13 protein-coding genes are annotated in these 15,780 nt (G+C 69.9%); 4 read left to right on the top strand and 9 right to left on the bottom strand.

Annotated features, from left to right (window positions below; all coding sequences use genetic code 11):
- Nucleotides 1-46: 46 nt before the first annotated feature.
- The gene (locus tag L324_RS07990; RefSeq protein WP_438938442.1) at nt 47-2,569 is read right to left on the bottom strand and encodes a LamG-like jellyroll fold domain-containing protein; all 2,523 of its coding nucleotides are present in this window, start codon (nt 2,567-2,569) and stop codon (nt 47-49) included.
- A gap of 187 nt (nt 2,570-2,756) precedes the next feature.
- On the opposite strand from L324_RS07990, the gene L324_RS07985 reads away from it, so the two are divergent.
- Nucleotides 2,757-4,142, top strand: a complete 1,386-nt coding sequence (locus tag L324_RS07985) for a M20 family metallopeptidase (RefSeq protein ID WP_051173741.1) — start codon at nt 2,757-2,759, stop codon at nt 4,140-4,142.
- 31 nt (nt 4,143-4,173) lie between these two features.
- Here the strand turns inward: L324_RS07985 and L324_RS07980 are convergent, their stop codons facing one another.
- Nucleotides 4,174-5,760, bottom strand: a complete 1,587-nt coding sequence (locus L324_RS07980; RefSeq protein ID WP_037305380.1) for an AMP-binding protein — start codon at nt 5,758-5,760, stop codon at nt 4,174-4,176.
- Nucleotides 5,761-5,884: 124 nt separating this feature from the next.
- Entirely contained in the window at nt 5,885-6,445 is a 561-nt protein-coding gene (locus L324_RS07975) for a TetR/AcrR family transcriptional regulator (protein WP_037305379.1), read from the bottom strand.
- A 126-nt stretch (nt 6,446-6,571) separates the two neighbouring features.
- On the opposite strand from L324_RS07975, the gene L324_RS07970 reads away from it, so the two are divergent.
- From L324_RS07970 to L324_RS07960, 3 genes are all read left to right on the top strand, one after another.
- Nucleotides 6,572-7,276 (top strand): alpha/beta fold hydrolase, encoded by a 705-nt coding sequence (locus L324_RS07970; RefSeq protein ID WP_037305378.1) that lies wholly within the window; start codon nt 6,572-6,574, stop codon nt 7,274-7,276.
- A 90-nt stretch (nt 7,277-7,366) separates the two neighbouring features.
- Complete coding sequence (locus L324_RS07965; RefSeq protein ID WP_037305377.1) at nt 7,367-8,011, top strand: flavodoxin family protein; 645 nt, start codon at nt 7,367-7,369, stop codon at nt 8,009-8,011.
- A complete protein-coding gene (locus L324_RS07960; RefSeq protein WP_037305376.1) occupies nt 8,012-9,031 on the top strand; it encodes a LacI family DNA-binding transcriptional regulator in 1,020 nt (339 codons plus the stop codon). It begins immediately after the preceding gene.
- 96 nt (nt 9,032-9,127) lie between these two features.
- Here L324_RS07960 and L324_RS07955 read toward each other — a convergent pair whose 3' ends face one another.
- The 6 genes from L324_RS07955 to L324_RS07930 form a co-directional block, all read right to left on the bottom strand.
- Entirely contained in the window at nt 9,128-10,441 is a 1,314-nt protein-coding gene (locus L324_RS07955) for a protein kinase domain-containing protein (protein WP_037305375.1), read from the bottom strand.
- Between the two features lie 70 nt (nt 10,442-10,511).
- Nucleotides 10,512-11,144, bottom strand: coding sequence for an SGNH/GDSL hydrolase family protein (locus tag L324_RS07950; RefSeq protein ID WP_037305374.1), 633 nt, complete (start codon nt 11,142-11,144; stop codon nt 10,512-10,514).
- Entirely contained in the window at nt 11,141-11,902 is a 762-nt protein-coding gene (locus tag L324_RS07945) for a sugar phosphate isomerase/epimerase family protein (protein WP_173426357.1), read from the bottom strand. The genes L324_RS07950 and L324_RS07945 overlap by 4 nt, the downstream gene beginning before the upstream one ends.
- Nucleotides 11,899-12,939 (bottom strand): LacI family DNA-binding transcriptional regulator, encoded by a 1,041-nt coding sequence (locus L324_RS07940; RefSeq protein ID WP_037305373.1) that lies wholly within the window; start codon nt 12,937-12,939, stop codon nt 11,899-11,901. The genes L324_RS07945 and L324_RS07940 overlap by 4 nt, the downstream gene beginning before the upstream one ends.
- A gap of 67 nt (nt 12,940-13,006) precedes the next feature.
- Complete coding sequence (locus L324_RS07935) at nt 13,007-14,449, bottom strand: polysaccharide lyase 6 family protein (RefSeq protein WP_037305372.1); 1,443 nt, start codon at nt 14,447-14,449, stop codon at nt 13,007-13,009.
- Between the two features lie 13 nt (nt 14,450-14,462).
- Nucleotides 14,463-15,764 (bottom strand): alpha-L-fucosidase, encoded by a 1,302-nt coding sequence (locus L324_RS07930; RefSeq protein ID WP_037305371.1) that lies wholly within the window; start codon nt 15,762-15,764, stop codon nt 14,463-14,465.
- Nucleotides 15,765-15,780 lie beyond the last annotated feature (16 nt).

Raw genomic sequence — 15,780 nt, 5'->3', positions numbered from 1 at the left:
TGACCGCACGCGGCGCCGGGACCATTCCCGGCGCCGCGCTCACCGCTCAGTCCCGCTTCGCGAGCGTCGCGACCTCGGCGTCGGACAGCGGCCGGTCGTAGAGCCGGACGTCGTCCACCGCCCCGCGCAGGAAGTCGACCTGCTGACCGCCGTACTGGCCGCGGCCGATCACCGTGTGGCCGGTGCTGCGCGCGGCGGAACAGGCGTTCTGCGATGCGACCTTCACGCCGTCGACGTACAGCGACAACGTGCCGGCCTTGGCGTCGCGGACGCCGGTCAGGTGGTACCAGCGACCGGCTTCCGGCTTCTCCGGCGACAGGGCGCGGAGACCGACGAAGCTCATCGCCCACCGCTGGTCCTGCCCGGAGTACTGCAGGAAGAACGCGCTGTCGCGGCCGGTGTCCTGGCTGACGACTGTCTGGAACGCTCCGCCCGCCTCGTCCAGTTTCGCCCGCGCCGAAACCGAATAACTGCCCGCCGTGTCGACGAGATTCGCTCCGGTGTCGGCCTGCCCGTTACCCGTGAAGGCCAGCGCGCCGTCCACCCAGTGCGCGTTGGTCAGCGTCGCGTCCGCGTCGCCGACCGAGTCCGCGGCACGGGAACCGGTTCCCTCGTCGAACTTGTACGCGTGCACGCCGTCGAGGCCCGGGGTGCCGGGCCCGGGGTCCGGCGCGCCCGAGCCGCTGCCGTCGGCGCCCGAGATGATCGCCTGGTTGACCGCGCGCACCTGCGCGAAGTCCATCTTCTTCACCTGCCTGTCGTAGGTGAAGAAGCCGTTGACCTCGTGCTCGACGTCGGTGATCTGCGTGTAGATCGAGCCGCTGATGCCGCAGCTCTGAGCGGACGCGAGAACGTCACGCTGATTCTGGACGTAGCGGCTGTTCAAGGTCGCCTGGTCCTTCACCATCTCGTAGGCGTGGCCCTCGCCGAACCACATGTGGTCCTTGACCTCGAGACCGTAGCCGCCGTGTTCGCCGTCGATCGAGATCCGCTTGGCGTCGGGCATCGGCTTCGCGGGGCCGGGGTAGGCGTGCCAGTCGAGGACGTCACCCTTGCCGGAGTCGCCGAGGGAATCGCAGCAGTTGACCCCGCTGTGCGCGTTGACCAGCCTGGTCGGGTCCTGGGCCTTGACGCTGTCGGCGATCTTCCCGGTCTCCTCGCGCGACCACTCCGCCCAGCCCTCGTTGAACGGCACATAGCCCACGATCGAGGTCCAGTTCTTCTTCTGCTCCACCAGTTCCGTCAACTCGGCCTTGAACTGCCGCTGGGCGTCGACGGGCGGGCGGCCACCGGTGCGCATCGACGGCATGTCCTGCCAGACGAGCAGGCCGAGCCTGTCGGCGTGGTGGTACCAGCGATCGGGTTCGGTCTTGATGTGCTTGCGGACGGTGTTGAACCCGAGGACCTTGTGCTGTTCGAGGTCGAAGCGCAACGCGGCGTCGGTCGGCGCGGTGTAGATGCCGTCCGGCCAGTAACCCTGGTCCAAAGTGGACTGCAGGAAGAGGATCCTGCCGTTGAGGGTGAACCGGAGTTTGCCGTCGGCCCCCTTCGTGGTGCCGAATTCCCGCATGCCGAAGTAGGACGACACCCTGTCCACGGTGCGGCGGCCGTCCTTCAGTTCGACGTCGAGGTCGTAGAGGAAGGGGGAGTCCGGCGACCAGAGCTTCGTCTGGGGCACCGGCAGCGAGATCGTCCCGGCAGCGGGCGCCTTGGTGTGGCTGACCACCTTCTTGCCGTCACGGACCACGGCCTCGACGGTCAGCCCGGCGCTCCCGCCGGTGTCGACGGTGAGCTTGAGCGCGGACGATTCGAGGTCGGGGACCATGCCGAGCGAGCCGATGTGCCGGGCCGCGACCGGCTCCATCCACACCGTCTGCCAGATGCCGGAGGCGCCTTCGTAGAAGATCCCGCGGTCGGGGACCAGGCGCTGCTTGCCGACGGGCTGCCAGGTCGCGTCGGCGCGATCCTCGACGCCGACGATGATCTCCTGCTCTCCCTGTGGCTTCAGCGCCGGCGTCACGTCCGCGGAGAACGCGCCGTAGCCACCCTGGTGCGCGGCCACCTCCTTGCCGTTGACGTAGACCTTCGCCTTGTAGTCCACGGCGCCGAAGTTGATCCGGAGGGTGTTGTCTTTGCCGACATGCCAGTTCTTCGGCACGGTGAACGTGCGCCGGTACCACATGTGGTCCTCGTGCCGCTGGATCCCGGAAAGCGCCGATTCGGTGGGGTAGGGGACCAGGATCCGTTCGGCGAGTCGCTCGCCGAACGGCGGGACCTCGCCGGGAGCGGCGCCGGCGAACTCCCAGAGCCCGTTGAGGTTCTGCCAGTTCTCGCGCACCAGCTGGGGTCGCGGGTATTCGGGCAACGCGTTGGAGGGGGACACCTGGTTCGTCCACGGGGTGGTCAGGCGCGGCTTGCCCATTTTCCAGCCGCTCTCCGCCGCCGTCGCGGCCCCCGACGTCACCGCCAGGGCGGAGGCCACCGCGACCGCGGTGGCCAGTGACTTCCGAAACCGGGTGGCACCGCGGGATCTGCCTCGGGGGCGATGAGGTGACAACGTTGACAACATCTGCTCGACACCCTTCTCCGGGGACAGCCGCGGCCGGGGGAACCGGTGTGAGGCGGGCCACGGCAAGCCGTCAGGGCCTTTTTACATCGTTGATACAACGTTGTAAAGCGGCAAACGGCTCGTGAGTGGTAATGACGGTTAGAACCGTCATTACCACTCACGAGCGGCGAGCGACTCGGGAGAACACGTGGCAGTCCCCGCAGAACTGGTTTCGAAGGCCCGGGAACACGTCGACTCGGGGGCCTTCTTCGCCGAGCTGGCCGAGCTGGTGCGGTATCAGACCGTGAGCGACCATCCGGACGGCCGCGTTGCCATCAAGGCATACCTTGACGACGTGCTGACCCCGGCGCTGACCACGCTCGGCTGCTCGGTGACGACCCATCCCAATCCCGACCCGGCGGGCGGCCCCTTCCTGATCGGCACCCGGATCGAATCCCCGGAGCTGCCGACCCTCCTGTGCTACGGGCACGCCGACGTCGTCGACGGGCACGAGGGCAGGTGGAGCGAAGGCCGGGACCCGTGGACGCTGACCGCCGACGGCGAGCGCTGGTACGGCCGCGGTGCGGCGGACAACAAGGGACAGCACCTGATCAACCTGACCGCGCTGAGGTTCCTCTTGGCGGAACAGGGTTCCCTCGGCTTCAACCTCAAGTTCCTGTTCGAGACCGGCGAGGAGATCGGCTCCCCGGGGCTCGACGAATTCGTGGCGGCGCAAAGGGACGCGCTGCGCGCGGACCTCCTCATCGCCTCCGACGGCCCCCGCCTGGACGCCGCGACGCCGACGGTGTTCCTCGGCGCGCGCGGCAGTGTCCACCTCACCCTCGACGTCGATCTGCGCCCCGACGCCTACCACTCGGGGAACTGGGGTGGCGTGCTGCGCAATCCCGCCACCACCCTCGCCGGCGCGATCGCCTGTCTCGTCGACGGCCATGGCCGCATCCAGGTGCCGGGGCTCCTGCCGCCCGAACTTCCCGAAAGCGTCCGCGAAGCCCTCGCCGGCCTCGAGATCGCGAACGGGCCCGGGGATCCGGTGCCGGACGACGGCTGGGGCGACACCAGGCTGACCGTGGCCGAGCGGCTGTACGGCTGGAACACGCTCGAAGTCCTCTCGCTGGGGGCCGCGGACATCGACCGGCCCGTCAACGCCATCCCCGGCCGCGCCCGCGCGATGCTGCAACTCCGGTACGTCGCGGGCACCGACGTCGGCGCGGTGGCGGACGAGGTCACGAAACACCTTGCCGCACACGGCTTTTCGATGGTCGACGTCACCGCGGAAGGCAGTTTCCGGGCCAGCCGCACGCCGGTCGACGACCCCTGGGTGGGCTGGGCGAAGGGCGTGCTCGACGAGGTCTCCGGCCGACCGGTCGCGATCCTGCCCAGTTTCGGCGGCGGTCTGCCGAATCACGTGTTCACCGACATCCTCGGCCTGCCGACCCTGTGGGTGCCGCATTCCTATCCGGGTTGCCTCCAGCACGCGCCCGACGAGCATCTGCTCGCCGGTATCGCCCGCGAAGGCCTCGTCCTCGCCACGGCGCTGTTCCACGCGCTCGGACGGCGCGGGAACGAGGACTGACGATCAGCGCCGCGGTATCCGCTGAAAGGGCTCAGGCGGAGGACCGCAACAGATACCGCTGCAGCTTCCCGCTCGCGTTACGCGGCAACGCGTCGATGAACCGGACGCGCCGCGGGTACTTGTACGGCGCCGCGGTCGCCTTCGCGTGGTCCTGCAGCGCGCGGGCGACGGCGGGGCCCGCCGGGATCCCCGGCCGGAGCACGACGAAGGCGGTCACGACCGAACCGCGGTCCGGGTCCGGCGTCCCCACCACCGCGCATTCGGCCACGTCGGGGTGGGTGAGGAGGACCTCCTCGACTTCGGGGGCGGCGATGTTGTAGCCGGACGAGATGATCATGTCGTCGCTCCGCGCGACGAACCTGAAGTAGCCGTCGGCGTCACGGAGGTAGGTGTCGCCCGTGATGTTCCAGCCGTCGCGCACGTAGTCGCGCTGGCGCGGGTCATCCAGGTAGCGGCAGCCGGTGGGGCCGCGCACCGCGAGGAAGCCGGGTGTGCCGTCGGGAACCGGTGTGCCGTCGATGTCCAGGACGGCGGCCCGGTAGCCGGGCACCACCTTCCCGGTCGCGCCGGGCCGGGCCGCCTCGTCCGCCGCGGAGATGAAGACGTGCAGCATCTCCGTGCTGCCGAGGCCGTCGATGAGCGGCCTTCCGACGGTCTCCCGGAACCGCTCGGCCACGGCGGCGGGCAGCGACTCGCCCGCCGAGACCGCGCGGCGCACCCCGGCCAGGAGCCGCCCGTCGCCGGAGTTCAGGATCGCCCGGTACGCGGTCGGCGCGGTGAACAGGACGGTGACGTCCTTCTCGGCGACGAGGGCGGCGAGTTCCGCCGGCGTCGCGCGTTCGATCAGGAGCGTCGCCGCTCCCGCGCGCAACGGGAACACCAGCAGCCCGCCGAGTCCGAAGGTGAAGGCCAGCGGTGGCGTGCCGCTGAAGAGATCGCCGGACACCGGCCGCACGACGTGCCGCGAGAACGTGTCGGCGATCGCGAGCAGATCGCGGTGGAAGTGCATCGTCGCCTTCGGTGATCCCGTCGTACCCGAGGTGAAGGCGAGCAGGGCGACGTCGTCGGCCGCGGTCCGGACGTCGGCGAACGTCGCCGGATGCCGTGCCGCGCGGGCGGCGAGGTCCGTTCCGTAGGACACGACAGGCAGGCCGGGCGGGAGTTCGTCCAGCAGGCGTTCGTCGCAGAGGGCGATCGTGGGCCGCGCGCGGTCCACGATCTTGTCGAGTTCGGCACGCCGCAGCATCGGCATGGTCGTGACGGCCACCGCGCCCGCCTTGAGCACCGCCAGCCACGCCGCCGCGAGCCACGGCGTGTTGGTGCCGCGCAGCAGCACCCGGTTTCCGGGCACCACCCCGAAGTCGGCGGTCAGGACGTGGGCGACGCGGTTGGCACGGGCGAGGACTTCGCCGTAGGTCCACGTTTCGGCCGGTGACAGCAGGCAAGGCCGGTCCGGGCCGAAACGCGCGACGGTCTCGTCGAGCAGCGCTGTGGCGGCGTTCAGCCTGTCGGGATAGCGCAGTTCCGGAAGTTCGAACTCGAGCACGGGCCAGTGGTCTTCGGGAGGCAGCCGGTCGCGGCAGAACGGGTCGGCGTGCGCGCTGGGAGAAAGCCTCATCGTCGCCGCTCCTCGGTCCGGCCGTGCCCCCTTTCGCGAAGGTAGCACTTGTTACGACCGTCGAGAAGACGCAATGTCCTGCCGGTGACGACGACATCGGACAGGACATGGACAGGGGCAGAAGTCAGCCGACGACGTCGGTCACGGCACGGCGCAAGGTGTCGCGGACGGTCCCGGCGTCGTCGAGGTGCCCGCCGTGCAGCGCGCCGTCGCGGAGAAGGACGAGGGTGCGGGCGGCGTGGTCGGGATCGGCATGTCCCGCGTCGCGGGCGAGGTCCCGGAGCGCGCCGAAGAACCACTCACGGTGGTCGTCGATCACCTGGCGGACCTGGTGCGCGGGGTCGGGGTATTCGGCGGCGGCGTTGAGGAACTGGCAGCCGCGGAAGTCGTCGTCCAGCGTCCGGTCGCCGATGATGCCCAGCGCGGCGAGTAGCGCTTCGCGGGCGGGTTTGCCCTGGGTCACGGCGTGGACGCCTTCGCGGATCCGCTCGCTCGTCATGCTCAGGTACGCGGCGACGAGGTCGTCCTTGGTGGGGTAGTGGCGGTAGAAGGTCGCCCTGGTCACGGCCGCCTCGGAGACCAGGCGCTCCACCCCGACGGCGTGGATGCCCTCGGCGTAGAACAGCCGCGAAGCGGTCTCGAGCAGCCGGACCTTCGGGTGTACGCCCCGGTCGACAGTCGGCATTCCCCAACCTTAGAGAAAGAACGGTCATTCCGCGAGGTCGCCTTCGTCACGTTGCGGAAGGCCTCCGGATCGAGCATTGTTCAGGCAGAAAGACCGATCGTTCTCTCTAGCTCTGAAGGAGCCACCATGAGCGTCCAGAAGCCCACCATCGTCCTGGTCCACGGTGCTTTCGCCGACTCGTCCAGCTGGAACGGTGTCGTCCCGAAGCTGCGTGAGCAGGGCTATCAGGTGCTCGCGGCGTCGAACCCGCTGCGCGGGATCGAGTCCGACGCGGACTACGTCGCCGATGTAGTCAACGGGGTGTCCGGCCCCGTGGTGCTGGCCGGGCATTCCTACGGCGGCGTGGTGATCAGCCGCGCGGCCGCCACCGCGCCGAACGTGAAGGCGCTCGTCTACATCGCCGCCTTCCAGCCGGAGGCGGGGGAGAGCGTGTTCGAGCTGTCCGGCCGGTTCGAGGGCAGCAAGCTCGGCCCGGACACCACGAACGTCCTCGCCGCCCAGGGTGAGCTGTCGATCAAGCCCGAGAACTTCTCGGACGTGTTCGCGGCCGACGTCCCCGCCGAGACCGCCGCGGTCATGGCGGTCACCCAGCGCCCGGTCACCGAGCGCGCGCTGGCGACCCCGTTCGACGGCGAGCCGGCGTGGAAGACCGTGCCGTCTTGGGCGCTGGTCGCCGGGCAGGACCACGCCATCCCCGCCGCCGCGCAGGAGTTCATGAGCGAGCGTGCCGGTTCGGAGGTCACCCGGGTCGACGCCTCGCACGCCGTGTCGGTCTCGCGGCCGGACGTCGTCGCGGAGGTCATCCTGGCGGCGGCCGCCAAGGTCTCCTGACCCTGGTCACCTGACCTGGGTCGCTTGACAGGGGAAACCGCCCCGGAGAGACTGCAAAAGCGTTTTTGCAGTCTCTCCGGGGAGATCCGAGTGAAGATCCTGGTGCTCAGTTCGAGCCCGCGTCGTGAAGGCAATTCCTGGGCCCTCGCCCAAGCGCTGGCCAAGGGCGCGGAGGAGGTGGGCCACACGATCGACTTCGTCTACCTCGCCGACTTCGTCGAAGCGCCGCTGGGGGATTGCCGCAGCTGCCGTCTGAGCGATCGTTCGTGTGGGATCGGGGACGGCTACGAGCGGCTGTTGTTCGACCACGTCCTCCCGGCGGACGCGATCGTGTACGCGACGCCGCTGCACTGGTACGGCATGACCGGGCGGCTCAAAACGTTCTTCGACCGGCTTTTCTGTTACACCTCGGGCAGTTCGCCGCATACCGGCGAGGTCGTGCCCGGGTTGATGAACAAACGCGCGGCGGTGGTGATCTCGTGTGAGGAGAGCTATCGCGGCGCGACGCTCGGCCTGGAAGCCCAGTTCCAGGAACTGACCCGGTACCTGCGTCAGGACCTCGCCGGGATCGTGGTCGGCGTCGGCAACAGCCGGGGCGAGGTGGAACGGGATCCCGCGCGGCCGCTGGAGGCGGCGGCGGATCTCGGCCGTAGGCTGGGCGCCGCCCATGTCACCGACTACCGGCTGGACACCGACCGGCCGAACCGCGTCTGGGGACCGCCCGTGGAGGCCTGAGTGTCGCCGACCATCCGTGACGTCGCCGCCGCGGCGGGGGTGTCGATCACGACCGTGTCCCATGTGCTCAACGGCCAGGGCCGGATCTCCGAGGACACCCGGCGCCGCGTCGCGCGGGCGGCGGCCGACCTCGGCTACCAGGCCAGCGTCCACGCGCGGCAGCTGGTCACCCGGCGCAGCCGGACCCTGGCGATCCAGCTCGCGAACTCGGTCGACGCGAGCAGTGCCTGTGCCCTCGTGCCCAATTCGGACTACTTCCTCGAGGTCCTCAACGGCGCGGCCGAAGCCGCGTCGAAACGCTCTTACGGGCTGTTGCTGACACCGGCCGACGCGGACCTCGACCGGCTGAACGCCTTCGCCGTCGACGGCGCGATCCTCGTCGATCCCCGCGGTGACGAGCCGTTCTTCGCCACCGGCTGGTGCCGCGACCGGCCGCTGGTCACCACCGGCCGCCCGCTGGCGGCGCCGTGTCCCGTCCCGGTCGTCGTCGACAACGACCTGGTCGCGGCCGCCCGGCTGATGCTGGATCACCTGGCTGCAAACGGATATGAGCGACCGGCGATGATCACCACCGACACCGGCCGTTCCTACGCGGCCGACCTCGTCGCGGGATACACCGGCTGGGTTCGGGAGCGGGGCCTGGAGCCGGTGGTCGCCGAGATCGACGAACCACCGACCACCGAAGGCACCGCGGCGGCACTGGGCAGACTGCTCGACCGGCCGGTGTGCCCGGACGCCGTCTTCACGACGTCGGAGAACCTCGCGCTCGGCGTCCTCCACGAGGCACGCCGGCGGCGGCTCACGGTGCCCGCCGAACTCGGCATCTGCAGCGCGGTGGACAGCGGCTCGCTCCGGCTCACTTCGCCGCAGGTGACCGGGATGTTCGTGCATCCCCGCGAAGTGGGCTCCCGTGCGGCCACCGCACTGATGGACCTCATCGAGGGGGTGGCGCCGGACGACGGGCCGCGCCGGATCGAGGTCCCCGTTCGGCTGAACGCGCGGGAATCGACCGCCCGTTAGGTGCCCGGTGGAGCTGAAGGGCGCTTTCCCCGCATGCGATGCGAGGAAAGCGCCCTTCACCGCGTGAGATGAGGGGAAAGTCCCCTTCAGCCCGTCCTAGGAGCTGCGGCACTGAGCGACCGGCGGACTCCCGCCCCCGTCGTCGGTGGTCGCGATGAAACCGAAGGTGGTCGTCCCGCCGGCGGGCAGGACCGCGTTCCAGTCCAGTTCGGACACCCGCACGCGGTCTCCGTCCTGTGCCAGGGAACCGTTCCACAGATTGGCGATGCGGGTGCCGGGCGGCATGGTCCAGCTGACCTCCCAGCCGGTGAGCCGGGTGTCCTTCGCGTTCCGCACCGACACCCGGATCTCCGAGCCGCCGGGCCAGCGATTGGTCACCTCGTAGCGCGCCTCGCACACCGGCCGCTCGACGCTGGTGCTCTGCCCGGGCACGGGCGGCGCCGCCACGGGTTTCTCGGCCGGGCCGCCGTCGAACAGCAGGATTCCCGCCAAGACAGCACCGGCCACCGCCACACCACCACCGATGGCGAGCGGCAGCTTCGAAGGGCCGGTCGGCGCGGGAAGTCGTTTCGTACCGGCGAGAACCGCAGGACGGCCCTCGGCGACCGCGGTCAGCATCCGCTCCGCCTCGGCCATGTCCGGCCGCTCGCCGGGCGCGTGCCGGAGCAGCCGCAGCAGGACGTCGGTGAGCGGGCCGGAGTTGCGCGGCGCGGTGATCTCGCCGCGGGCGACCCGTTTGAGGAGCGCGATCTGGTTGCCGTCGGTGCCGAACGGCGGCGCGCCTTCGAGCGCGGTGTAGAGCGTCGAGCCGAGGGAGAACACGTCCGACGGATAGCCGGGTTCCGCACCGTCGGCGACCTCGGGGGAGAGGAACGCCGGAGTACCGACGACGAGCCCGCCGCCGGTCATGGTCCCCTCGCCCGCGGCGTGGGACAGCCCGAAGTCGGCGATCTTCGCCTGCCCGTCCTCGGTGATCAGGACGTTGTTGGGGGTGACGTCGCGGTGCAGGATCCCGTCCGCGTGGGCGGCGGCCAGCGCCGACGCGATCTGCGCGCCGAGTTCCGCCACCCGCCCCGCCGGGAGCGGGCCGTCGTCCGCGAGCAGGTCCGTGAGCGGCCGCGACGGCAGGAACTCCATGATCAGGAACGGCGTCCCGTCCTGCTCGGCGACGTCGTACACGGTGACGGCGTGCGGGTGCTTGAGCTTCGCGGCGACCCGCGCCTCCCGCATCGCGCGCACGATCGAGCGGAACGGGGCGTCGTCCGGCACGGTGCCCGGCAGCAGTTGCTTGACCGCGACCGTCCGGCCGAGCCGTTCGTCCCGCGCCTGCCACACCACGCCCATCGCGCCCCGGCCGACCTTGCGCTCCAGCCGGTACCGGCCGGCGACGAGCTCACCTTCACGTGTCACGCCGCCCCCTGATCTCCTGGAGTGCACACGGATCCGATGGCATTCAGGTTCACCAGGGCAACTGTATCCGCTAGGAGAGCGGGGCCCCTTCGACCGGAGCACCGGCCGTGGCGAGCCACGCCTCGGCGAGCAGGCGGTGACCGAGTGGGCTGGGGTGGACGCCGTCCGGCGCCAGCGTCGCGGCCCCGTGTTCTTCCGCCGCCCTGGGCATGAACAGGTCCGCGCGCACCAGGCGCGCGCCGAACTCCGTCGCCACGTCGACCGCGACCTCGATCCGGGGAGCCAGGTCGTCGAGCCATTCGTGCTGTTCCGGCTCGACCGGCAGCAGGAACGGCGTGATGACGTACAGCTCCGCCGGGAGGTGCTGCCGCGCATCGGCCAGCAGCCGGGAGTAGGCGGCGCGGAACTTTCCGACCGGGCTCGGCAGGCCGCGGTCGAACGTCCGCCAGGTGTCGTTGATGCCGATCTTCACGGTCAGCACGGTGGGCCGTAACGCGAGGACGTCGGTGGTCCAGCGGGCCTCCAGATCGTAGATCCGGTTGCCGTTGAGGCCTTTGTTGAGCACCTCCGGGCCCTCGCCGAGGCGGTCGGCGATCTGCCGGACGTACCCCTTGCCCAGCGACGCGGGATCCTCGCGGTCGCGGCCGGAATCGGTGATCGAGTCGCCGGCGAACAGCAGGCGGTCGGCTTCGGTGAACCTCACGCGCCCGCCTCGATCAGCTTGCGGAGGGAGTCGGCCTCGCCCGGGATCAGGGCGGGATCGTTGTCCGGGACGAACTCCAGCAGCGCGTCGAGCGGCCGCCCGGTCTTCGCGAGCAGCGCGAACGCCCGCGTCCACAACTCCGCCCTGGCGGTCAGTGGATGCCGCTCGTTACTGGGCCACCACGAGAACACGTGCACCGCGCGGACCCGGTCGAGGACGAGTTCGAGTCCCGCCAGCGCCGGTTCGTCCGGCAGGTCCTGCGGCGGTTGCCAGTAGGTGCCGAGGTTGTCGCGGCCGGCTTCTTCGAGCAGCCGCACTGTCGACTCGGCGGTGTCGGTCAGCGTCCCGCCGTGGAACTCCAGCGCCACTTCGAGACCGTGTTCGTTCGCGACGTCGGCGGCCTCGCGGAGACCGGTGACGATCTGCTCCCGTTCCTCGGGGTCGACGTCCGCCGAGCCCGCTTTGCCCGCCCACACCCGGATCCTGGTGGCGCCGAGCCGGACCGCGGTGGCGGCGATGTCCCCGAACTTCCCGGCCTCCACCGGGGTGGCGCGGAAGTAGGAGCCATAGGAATCGCAGGTCAGCCCGTGCCGTGCCATGGCTTCCAGCGCGCGGTCGGCGGCCCAGTCGTCGCCGGGGCGCACATGGACGTCGGCGCCCCACTCGATCACCCGCAGACCCGCTTCCGCGGCACGGCGGGCGACCTCGTCGGCGTCCAGCCGCCGCAGCGTCACCGAACACAGTCCAGGGCGGATCATCGTTCCTCCAGCAGTTGTGTACTTTCCCGCAGCACGACCTCGCCGGTGACCGGCTTGACGCGCGGGCTGCCCGCGCGGTCGGCGAGGACGAAGTCGAGCGCCTGTTCCCCCATCGTCTCGATCGGGACGCGCACGGTGGACAGTGAAGGCCTGATGTCGCGCAAGGTGATGATGTCATCGAACCCCGCGATCGCGATGGGCGACGGCACCTCCACCCCGCGGTCGCGGCAGGCGGCCATCGCGCCGACGGCCATCACGTCGTTGACCGCGAAGACGCAGCCCCGGCTGAACCCGCCTTCGAGCGCCCGCACCATCGCCGCGTAGCCGCCGTCGCGGGTGAATTCCGCGTGCAGGACCTGGGTTTCGGGAAGGGAGACGCCGTGGCGGGCGAGTCCGTCGCGGAAGCCCAGGACGCGATCGCGCGAGGTCAGCAGTCCCGGCGGCCCGGCGAGCACGCGGAAGTCGCGGTGTCCGAGCCCGGCGAGTTGTTCGCCGAGGGCGGCGGCTCCCGGCCGGTTCTCCAGCATGACCGTGTCGAACGGCAGTTTCCGCTGCCCGATCACCACCACGCGGCCGTCGGCGGCTTCGAACGCCTTGAGCTCCTTGGTCAGATTCTGTTGCAGGGCACTGTCCTCGTTGCGCGAACCGGCCAGGATGACCGCCCGCGCCCGTTGCCCGCGCAACGTCGTGACGTATTCGAGTTCCTTCTCCGGCCGGTTTTCCGTGCTCGCGATGGTGACTGTCAGCCCGTGCCGGGCGGCCACGCGCATGACCCCGGAAGCGATCGAGGAGAAGTACGGGTCGACGATGTCGTGCACCAGCAGCCCCACGACGTTGCCGCGGCCGCGCGCCATCGCCTGCGCGGGCACGTTCGCGGTGTACCGCAGCCGTTCCGCGGCCCGCAGCACCGATTCGCGCAGGTTGCCGCTGACCTGTCTGGTCCCGCCGTTGAGCGCCCTCGACGCGGTCGCGAGCGACACTCCCGCCTCACGGGCGACGTCGGCCAAGGTGGCCGACCCCGCGGCGCGCTGCGCCATGGTTCCTCCTCGGGGGTGCGGCGGGCTCACACCGGCGGGGACGGCCGCCGGTGTGAGCCCGGTTTCGCTACGGAGCGCCGGGTCCGACGTCCGCGGTGGTGAGCGGCCGGTTGGCGATGGCGGCCGTCGAGTACTCGTCCGCCCCGACGTCGCGCAGGCTGCCGCGGGCTTGGCCGTCGAGGTCCAAGGTGGTCGGCGCGGTGCTCAGCGTCGCCGCGTCGATCGCCGGGCTGCCCGCGGCGAGCCGCGAGATGCCGTCGCCGCCCTGCACGAGCTTCGGGTCGACGCGGCGGAAGGTGCCCGCCGGGATGTTGCCGTCCCCGCCCGAACCCCACAGGATGTTGCCCGACCAGGTGAAGTTGCCCGTGGTGCTCATCGCGACCAGGTCGCCGTTGCCGCCGACGAAGATGTTGTCCGAGATCGTGCAGTCACGCGGTTCGATCGTCCGCTTGGTCTCGCCGGCGAGCGTGCCGCTGTTGTTCAGCAGCGTGTTGTGCGCGATGAGCACGCGGTCGGCCGCGTCGTTGCCGCGCCGGGATTCCTTGGACTCACCCGGGAAGTGGTCCCGAACGGTGCCGCTGCCGACGACCAGCGCGGTGCCGGACACCCCGGCGACGTAGTTGTTGAGGATCTTGTGGTCGTTGCCGTAGATCCGGATGCCTTCCTTGCCGCCGAGGATGAAGTTGGATTCGACGACGGTCTTGTTCCCGTGGCGCAGCACGATGCCGCCCAGGCTGTTCCGGATGGTGTTGTTGCGGATGAAGTTGCCCGACGACTTGATCGAGATCGCCTCCGGGTCGCCGTTCGCGCGTTCGAACAGGTTGTACTCCACCGTGGCGCCGGCGGTGCTCAGCGCGCGCGGGCTGACGCCGAGCCGGATCGGCTCGCCGCCGTTGTCGCCGGCGAAGGTGTGGTCGGAGAAGTAGTTCCGCACGACGTGGACGCCCACCGCCATCTTGTCTTCGTCCGCGCCCTCGATGCAGAGCATGACGCCGAGCGTCGTCTTGTGGTGGAAGTGGTTGCGGTCGACCTTGCTGTAGTCGGCGCGGACCATCACCCAGTGCAGGCCTTCGATGTCGGCCAGCTGGAAGTCGTTGCGGGTCAGGCGGATCCGCGAACAGTTCGCCGGGATCTCCAGCGTGGTGCTCTGCCGGAAATTGAACCCGCTGAGCGTGACGCCGGTGGAGTCGTCGAAGACGAAGCTCTGCTCGCCGTTGAACGTCACCCCGCCTCGGGACTGGGCGACGATCGTGATCGGCTGATCCTTCGTGCCGCGCCTGCCCTTGATGCTGATCGGGTTGCCCGTCGGTACGGTGTACGCGCCGTCGTTCACGGTGATGACGGCACCGGGGCCCGCCTGGTCGATCGCGTTCTGCAGTTCGGTCAGCGAACTGACGGTGAGGGCGCACAGCCCTTGCGGGGTGGCCGACGCCGTGCCCGCGGTGACCCAGGGGACGGTGATCAGCGCGGCGCCGAGGGTGGCGCCGCTGAGGAACCTTCTGCGATCCATGATGCCTCCGTGCTCAATCGGTGGGGAGGGTTTCGGCGGCGGGGCTTTGTGTGCTCAGGAACAGTTCGATCACCGGCACCGGGGTGTCCGGTTTCCGGATGGGGAGTTTGAGGGTGAGCGTGCCTTCCGGCTGCCCGCCCATCTGGGTGTTCTGCGCGGTCTGGCCGGGATCGGTGTGCACCTGCCGGATTTCCGAGGCGTCGTCGAGCAACTGGGCGTAGCGCACCCGCCCGGCCATCCCGGGCAGGTGGACGTGGTTCATCGGCCAGCTGAAGAGATGCAGGTAGAGCCGGTCCCCGCGCTGGGTGTAGCGGCAGTCCGCGGGCGCGGTGAACTCCGACGGGCCGCAGCCGCGGATGGAGCGTTCGTGCCGGTCCATCCAGCGGCCGAGTTCCGCGAGCACTTCGAGCGCTCGCGGGTCGATCTCGCCCCGGCCGTTCGGCCCGACGTTGAGCAGCAGGTTGCCGTCCTTGGACACGCCGTCGACCAGCATCCGGATGAGCAGTTCGGGGCTCTTGTAGTCGAGGTTGTCGCGGTCGTAACCCCAGCTGCCGTTGAGGGTCTGGCATGCCTCCCACACCACCGGGACGCCGTCGCGGGTCATCGGCCCGGACGGCTGGTACTGCTCCGGGGTGATGAAGTCGCCGGGGATGCCGGTGCGGTCGTTGACCAGGATGCCGGGCTGCAGTTCGCGGACCAGCGCGAGCAGGCCGGGGGAGTCCCAGTCGTCCGGTCCCTTGCCGCCCCACCATTCCTTGCGGCCCTGGTACGAGAAGTCGAAGAACAGGTAGTCGATCGTGCCGAAGCGGGTGAGCAGCTCGCGGACCTGACCGTGGAGATAGAGCCGGTATTCGGCGATGTCGGCGTACTGGTGCGCGGCGATGTACTCCGCGTCGTCACGGCGGGGATGGGTGCCGTCGACGGGGAAAGCCGGGTGGTGCCAGTCGATCAGCGAATGGTAGAAGCCGACCTTCAAGCCTTCTTCATGGCAGGCGTCGACGAACGGGCCGAGCAGATCCTTGCCATACGGCGTGTTCGTCACCTTGAAGTCGGTGAGATCGCTGTCCCACAGGCAGAAACCGTCGTGGTGCTTGGTGGTGAGCACGACGTAGGTCATGCCCGCGGTCTTCGCGGCCCGCGCCCAGGAACGCGGGTCGTACTTGTCCGGTTCGAAGTGGTCGAAGTAGACGCGGTACTGCTCGTCGGTCAGTTCTTCGCGGTTCTGCACCCATTCGTGCCGGGCGGCCAGCGAATACAGTCCCCAGTGGACGAACATCCCGAACCGGTCGTGGGTGAACCAGGCGGTGGAACTCACTTCAGTATCGCTCCTT

Source organism: Amycolatopsis orientalis DSM 40040 = KCTC 9412 (assembly GCF_000478275.1).
Lineage (GTDB): Bacteria > Actinomycetota > Actinomycetes > Mycobacteriales > Pseudonocardiaceae > Amycolatopsis > Amycolatopsis orientalis.
Note: the sequence above shows the minus strand (reverse complement) of the source record. Positions and strands in the feature narration are given on the sequence as shown.

What these genes read in the sequence shown, in the direction of transcription:
- L324_RS07990 (WP_438938442.1), bottom strand. Translation starts at nt 2,569, where the DNA reads ATGTTGTCAACGTTGTCACCTCATCGCCCCCGAGGCAGATCCCGCGGT.
- L324_RS07975 (WP_037305379.1), bottom strand. Translation starts at nt 6,445, where the DNA reads ATGCCGACTGTCGACCGGGGCGTACACCCGAAGGTCCGGCTGCTCGAG.
- L324_RS07980 (WP_037305380.1), bottom strand. Translation starts at nt 5,760, where the DNA reads ATGAGGCTTTCTCCCAGCGCGCACGCCGACCCGTTCTGCCGCGACCGG.
- L324_RS07970 (WP_037305378.1), top strand. Translation starts at nt 6,572, where the DNA reads ATGAGCGTCCAGAAGCCCACCATCGTCCTGGTCCACGGTGCTTTCGCC.
- L324_RS07940 (WP_037305373.1), bottom strand. Translation starts at nt 12,939, where the DNA reads ATGGCGCAGCGCGCCGCGGGGTCGGCCACCTTGGCCGACGTCGCCCGT.
- L324_RS07945 (WP_173426357.1), bottom strand. Translation starts at nt 11,902, where the DNA reads ATGATCCGCCCTGGACTGTGTTCGGTGACGCTGCGGCGGCTGGACGCC.
- L324_RS07935 (WP_037305372.1), bottom strand. Translation starts at nt 14,449, where the DNA reads ATGGATCGCAGAAGGTTCCTCAGCGGCGCCACCCTCGGCGCCGCGCTG.